Source organism: Shigella sp. SIG3 (genome assembly GCF_053555855.1).
In genome coordinates, this window is record NZ_JBQZXE010000041.1 from 21,664 (window position 1) to 27,730 (window position 6,067).

The following is a 6,067-nucleotide window of genomic DNA, read 5'->3' on the forward strand; positions in this document are numbered from 1 at the left end:
AGGGAATTCAGGGAATTGAACATCAGAACAGGGATGTGCGCTTTTTTATTGAGCTTAGTGCTGCCTGCACAGGCCACCAGCTTTACCGAATATCTGCCAATGAGTGACAGCGAATACGCGCAAAAGCGGGCGCTGAAACCTCTCCTGACCATGCCTTATGATGCCGAGCAAACCTGGCATTTTAGGAAAGTGGGCGTTGCTGGCGTGACGCTTGAGAAGATGCCAAATGAAGAAGATTACTGGCAATTAACCGCTAAAGACCGCGCCGGTAAATCCTGGACTGTGCCTGTGGGTATGCTGGCAAACATAGCGGGCAAAGGGCAACTCTATCGCGCCGATCTTGATCGTAACGGCATTCAGGATCTGGTTATCTGGTTACCAAGTACCGGTAATGGTCTGGCTCCTTATGCACATTTAATTCTTATGACGTTCACGCGCGAAGGCCGTCCCTGTGTCTTTGAACCCAGGGGATTCTACACCGCAAGCAAAACTGGCGTAGATGATTTGCTGGATTTGCAAGGCAATGGTCACACGCAATTGCTGGATATGCAGTTTAATTCTGGTTACTGGATAACCAGTCTGTATCAGGTAAAAGACGCCAAATGGCAGCGTGTTCACGGCTGGTTTGACAAGTTAAGCTATCCCGCGCTCACGCGTTTTACTTATACCCCCAACCGTAAACTCGTCCTCAAACCCATCGCCGGGCGCGACCCGCAAACGGAAGATCTGGCGCAGACGCAGCGTTGCTTGATAAAGGGGGATGTGCTTGAGGGGGGAACCAGAACTGACTTTTTGCAGAGTGGCTATGAGGATTTTGGGGGTAATTATATCGCGCACAAGTGTTTACATATTGTGAACTTGGATTTGATGAGCTATAGTTTCCGAACACATAAGGATAGAACTCGCAGATGTGGCTGTTTACTTACTATAAGGAAGTTAAAACTTAAAAATGCACATCATTTCTAAAGCGCCATTTGAAGAGTCTGCGCGTAAATATCCTAACGACGCTCTGGCTCTTCAGGCATTGTATCGGGTTATTAAGGAAACGGATTTTTCTACGCCAGAAGAGATGCGAACGGCGTTTCCCAACCTCGACAATTTTAAATATCGCAACAAATGGTACGTTCTGGATGTAGGTGGGAACAACCTAGGGGTGATTGCCTACATAAACTTTGTTAATAAGCGGTTCTTTGTGAAGCACATAACTAATCACGCCGAGTATGACAAACTGACACGTTACTACAGAGAGAACAAAGAATGACTGCTAATGCTGCACACGCTGTTAAAGCAACAAGAGAACTGGTCAATGCAGTCCCCTTTCTGGGAGGTAGTGACTCAGAAGATGATTATCGTGAAGCACTGGAACTGGTCGAATATTTGATTGAAGAAGATGACACCAATCCACTTATCGACTTTCTGGCGAGCCGCATTGCAGAATATGAAAACAACAACCAAGAGTTTGCAGAGTTCGACAAAGCCGTTGCGGCAATGCCTGTTGGCGTGGCGTTACTTCGCACGCTGATTGATCAACATAATCTGACCTATGCGGATTTGAAGAACGAAATCGGCTCTAAATCCCTGGTCAGTCAGATTTTGTCTGGACAACGATCCCTGACGATATCCCACATTAAGGCACTTTCAGCCCGATTTGGCGTTAAGCCGGAATGGTTTCTTTGATTTTTGACTAATGCCAAATGCTAAATTGCCCGATGCGCTGCGCTTATCGGGCCTACATGTCGCACGAACTATGTAGGCCGGATAAGGCGTTCACGCCGCATCCGGCACTGTTACTTACTCTAAATCTTCCCCATTACTGGCAATCACTTTTTTATACCACCAGAACGATTTCTTACGTGTGCGCGTCAGCGTGCCGTTGCCTGCGTCGTCACGGTCTACGTAGACAAAACCGTAGCGTTTGCTCATTTCACCCGTAGAGGCGGAAACTAAATCAATACAGCCCCATGTGGTGTAGCCCATCAGCGGAATGCCATCTGCAATCGCTTCGCCTATTGCGCGGATATGTTCGCGTAAATAGCTGATGCGATAGTCATCGTTAATCTCGCCATTGGCAGCAAGTTCATCTTTTGCGCCGAGGCCGTTTTCCACCAGAAACAGCGGCTTCTGATAACGATCGTACATCATATTCATGGTGATACGCAGACCGAGTGGATCAATTCCCCAGCCCCAGTCGCTCACTTGCAGATACGGGTTACGCAGCGATTTCACCACGTTCGCCGCACTGCTGTTGTTGGCGTTCATCTCCGCCGAGGCGCAGCGCGAGGCGTAATAGCTGAAAGAGACAAAATCGACGGTGTTTTTCAGGATCTCATCATCGCCCAGCGCTTTATCTATGGTTACCCCTTTTTCGCGAAATACGCGGGCAGAGTAAGCCGGATACGCGCCGCGCGCCTGCACATCGATAAAAAACAGGTTTTCCCGATCTTTCTCCAGCGCCGCCCAGACATCTTCCGGTTTGCAGCTGTAAGGGTAGAAGTTACCGCCCGCCAGCATACAGCCCACCTGATTTTGCGGGTTAACCTCATGGGCGATTTTGGTGGCTAGCGCACTGGCAACCAGCTGGTGATGCGCGGCCTGATATTTCACCTGATCCTGATTTTCACCTTCTTCAAACACCAGACCCGCGCCGGAGAACGGGCTATGCAACATAATGTTGATTTCATTGAAGGTTAGCCAGTATTTCACCAGACCATCAAATGCTTCAAAGCAGGTTCTGGCGTAGCGGCTGAAAAACTCCACCAGCTTGCGGTTACGCCAGGAGCCATATTCGGTGACCAGATGCATCGGCACATCGAAGTGGCACAACGTGACCAGCGGTTCGATACCGTACTTTTTACACTCTTCAAAGACAGGACGATAAAAAGCAATGCCCTGCTGATTGGGCGTGATTTCATCGTCCTGCGGAAAGAGACGGCTCCAGGCAATTGAGGTACGGAAAACCTTGAATCCCATCTCTGCCATCAGGGCGATATCTTCTTTATAACGATGATAAAAATCCGTCGCCTCATGGCTGGGATAAAACTCGTCATCGCGCAACTGAAAACGTTTTTCCAGCCCCAGTTTCACCGCCATTCGATGCTCGCCGTGTGGGATCATATCGACGGTGGTCAGCCCTTTTCCGCCTTCACGGAACGCACCTTCAGACTGGTTGGCGGCAAGCGCGCCGCCCCATAAAAAACCTTCTGGAAATACTGACATTTTCATCCTCAATTAAGACTTACTTCTTTGGCGACGGTCGGTTGATGCTTTCGCGCCTGGGCAGCCGCTTCCTCAACAGGAATATCCTCAAAGCCGAGCAACAGTGTGAGGATAAACGACAGCACCACCGCCAGCGCCATGACCGCGAACACCCAGACGATGCTCATTGGATTCGCCGGATCGAAGAATTGCACGCTGGTAAATAGCCCCGGCGCTGCCATTGAGTGGCTGGCAAGCCCCGCCATACCGGCAACCGCGCCGCAAATAAAACCGCTGATAAGACTGGCGATAAGCGGACGTTTCAGGCGGATCGCCACGCCGTATAACGCCGGTTCGGAAATCCCCGCCATAATGGCTGATGCCGCCGCAGCCAGCGCCGTCTGGCGCAGTTCCGGGTTTTTCGTTTTCCACGGCACCGCCAGTGATGAACCGCCCAGCGACAGGTTAGCGCCGATCTCTGATGGCATGACCATTCCTTCTTTGCCGGTTTCGGCAATGGTCTGAATGATGGTTGGCGTAAAGACGCGGTGCATCCCGGTCATTACCAGCAGAGGCCACAGCGCGCCCATAATGGCGACTGAAAGCCAGCCCAGATAACCATGAATGGTGTAAACCAGCGCCGAAATGGCGCTACCGATCCAGATACCAATCGGGCCAATCAGCAGGATTGCCAGCGGTGCGGCAATCAACACAATCAGCATTGGCTTGAGGAAGTTTTTGGTCACCGCCGGTGTAATGCGATCCACCCAGCGTTCGATATATGACAGGCACCAGGTCATCACCAGCGCCGGGATCACCGTGTAGGTGTATTTCACCGCGGTGACCGGGATCAGGGCAAATTCGACATGTTCACCCTGGGCCGCTTTCGCCATTAATTCAATAAAACTCGGATGTACCAGCACACCCGCGATGGCAATCGCCAGCGACATATTGGTTTTAAATTTGATGGCGGCAGATGCCGCGACCATTAGCGGCAGGAAGAAGAAAGCACCGTCACCAATCACATTCAGAATGGTTAAGGTCGGCGATCCTTTTGTCAGCACGCCGCTCATCTCGAGGATCATCGCCAGCAGTTTGACCATCGATCCGCCGATAATCGCCGGGATCAGCGGTGACATGGTGCCGATCAGCGCATCGAGGATCCCCGCACCAATGCGACGCAGCGTGAGTTTGGGTTTACCCACGGGCTGTGCGGGCTGCATATCTCCCGGCAGCAGGCTGACGACTTCCTGAAAGGCCTGCGAAACCGTATTGCCGATAATTACCTGACACTGGTTGTCACTACGTACCACGCCGAGCACGCCGGGGATGGTTTTTAACGTCGGGCTGTCGATAAGCTGGTCATCTTTGATAACAAAGCGCAAACGCGTCATACAGTGCGTGACTGCCGAGATGTTATCAACGCCGCCCAGTGCCGCTATCACCGAGCGTGCCAGCGCCGCATAATTTTTGGCCATCGGATTTTATCCTGTTATCAGTAGGGTAGATGTAGTTGTTATCAGTCGACGTGACGGAAAAATACCGATGCTGAAACGGAATTAAGAAACCGGTTTCACAAAATCATGAATAGTTGTCACTAAATAAGCAAGAGAGTTAATTGTTCATTTTTTATATTTGTGAAACCGGTCACCTGAATATTTTTCCCGCCGATTGCGCAAGGACAATCGGCAAACGGTGCAGTACACTGCGTTGATTGCGTGTAAAGGGATGAAAATGATGACGACGATGCTGGAAGTGGCGAAGCGCGCCGGGGTTTCAAAAGCGACCGTTTCCCGCGTGCTTTCAGGTAATGGCTACGTCAGCCAGGAGACTAAAGATCGCGTGTTTCAGGCGGTAGAAGAGAGCAGTTACCGCCCAAATTTGCTGGCCCGCAATCTGTCGGCGAAGAGTACTCAGACGCTGGGGCTGGTAGTGACCAACACGCTTTATCACGGCATTTATTTTAGTGAATTACTGTTTCATGCCGCGCGAATGGCGGAAGAGAAAGGGCGACAGTTGCTATTGGCAGATGGTAAACACAGCGCCGAAGAAGAGCGCCAGGCGATTCAGTATCTGCTGGATTTGCGCTGCGACGCCATTATGATTTACCCGCGTTTTTTAAGCGTGGATGAGATTGATGACATCATTGACGCGCACAGTCAGCCGATAATGGTGCTTAATCGCCGCCTGCGCAATAATAGCAGCCATAGCGTCTGGTGCGATCATAAACAGACCAGCTTTAACGCCGTGGCAGAGTTGATAAACGCCGGGCATCAGGAGATTGCTTTCCTTACCGGCTCGATGGATTCCCCCACCAGCATTGAACGTCTTGCCGGGTATAAAGACGCGCTGTCGCAGCATGGTATTGCGCTCAATGAAAAACTTATCGCTAACGGTAAATGGACGCCCGCCAGCGGGGCCGAAGGGGTAGAAACGTTGCTCGAACGTGGGGCTAAATTTAGCGCGTTAGTTGCCAGTAACGACGATATGGCGATAGGTGCGATCAAAGCGTTGCACGAGCGCGGCGTAGCGGTGCCAGAGCAGGTGTCAGTTATCGGATTCGATGATATCGCAATTGCCCCCTATATCGTTCCGGCGCTCTCCAGCGTAAAAATTCCGGTGACTGAGATGATTCAGGAAATTATTGGACGGCTGATTTTTATGCTCGATGGCGGGGATTTCTCACCGCCTAAAACCTTTAGCGGAAAACTGATCCGCCGCGACTCACTCATTGCCCTTTCGCGATAAACATTGTCATCACATGTCATCGTCACTAGTGTCGATGACATCTTTTTTCCTGCATTACAGAAATTAATTTCCTTAAATAACAGCAAATTAAAAACTGGCATGATTTGTGAATGTATCGGCGCAT

Annotated in this window: 5 protein-coding genes and 1 pseudogene; 4 read left to right on the forward strand and 2 right to left on the reverse strand. The window is 50.7% G+C overall.

Going from position 1 to position 6,067, the window contains the following annotated elements:
• Positions 1–33: 33 nt before the first annotated feature.
• The 3 genes and pseudogenes from ACUU1I_RS09825 to ACUU1I_RS09835 form a co-directional block, all read left to right on the forward strand.
• Positions 34–774: pseudogene (locus ACUU1I_RS09825) on the forward strand (hypothetical protein); the annotation flags it as partial.
• A gap of 175 nt (positions 775–949) precedes the next feature.
• On the forward strand, positions 950–1,261 hold the full coding sequence (locus tag ACUU1I_RS09830; RefSeq protein WP_000547562.1) for a type II toxin-antitoxin system HigB family toxin: 312 nt from the start codon (positions 950–952) through the stop codon (positions 1,259–1,261).
• Positions 1,258–1,677 (forward strand): helix-turn-helix domain-containing protein, encoded by a 420-nt coding sequence (locus tag ACUU1I_RS09835; RefSeq protein WP_000126288.1) that lies wholly within the window; start codon positions 1,258–1,260, stop codon positions 1,675–1,677. Before ACUU1I_RS09830 ends, ACUU1I_RS09835 begins: the two co-directional genes overlap by 4 nt.
• Before the next feature lie 114 nt (positions 1,678–1,791).
• Here the strand turns inward: ACUU1I_RS09835 and ascB are convergent, their stop codons facing one another.
• Complete coding sequence (ascB, locus tag ACUU1I_RS09840; RefSeq protein WP_005070582.1) at positions 1,792–3,216, reverse strand: 6-phospho-beta-glucosidase AscB; 1,425 nt, start codon at positions 3,214–3,216, stop codon at positions 1,792–1,794.
• 8 nt (positions 3,217–3,224) lie between these two features.
• The gene (ascF, locus tag ACUU1I_RS09845; RefSeq protein ID WP_001107864.1) at positions 3,225–4,673 is read right to left on the reverse strand and encodes a PTS cellobiose/arbutin/salicin transporter subunit IIBC; all 1,449 of its coding nucleotides are present in this window, start codon (positions 4,671–4,673) and stop codon (positions 3,225–3,227) included.
• Positions 4,674–4,932: 259 nt separating this feature from the next.
• On the opposite strand from ascF, the gene ascG reads away from it, so the two are divergent.
• Positions 4,933–5,943, forward strand: coding sequence for a DNA-binding transcriptional regulator AscG (gene ascG, locus ACUU1I_RS09850; RefSeq protein ID WP_005051459.1), 1,011 nt, complete (start codon positions 4,933–4,935; stop codon positions 5,941–5,943).
• Positions 5,944–6,067: the final 124 nt, after the last annotated feature.

Coding starts and splice junctions, on each gene's coding strand:
- ACUU1I_RS09835 (WP_000126288.1), top strand. CDS start 1,258: ATGACTGCTAATGCTGCACACGCTGTTAAAGCAACAAGAGAACTGGTC.
- ascB (WP_005070582.1), bottom strand. CDS start 3,216: ATGTCAGTATTTCCAGAAGGTTTTTTATGGGGCGGCGCGCTTGCCGCC.
- ascG (WP_005051459.1), top strand. CDS start 4,933: ATGACGACGATGCTGGAAGTGGCGAAGCGCGCCGGGGTTTCAAAAGCG.
- ascF (WP_001107864.1), bottom strand. CDS start 4,673: ATGGCCAAAAATTATGCGGCGCTGGCACGCTCGGTGATAGCGGCACTG.
- ACUU1I_RS09830 (WP_000547562.1), top strand. CDS start 950: ATGCACATCATTTCTAAAGCGCCATTTGAAGAGTCTGCGCGTAAATAT.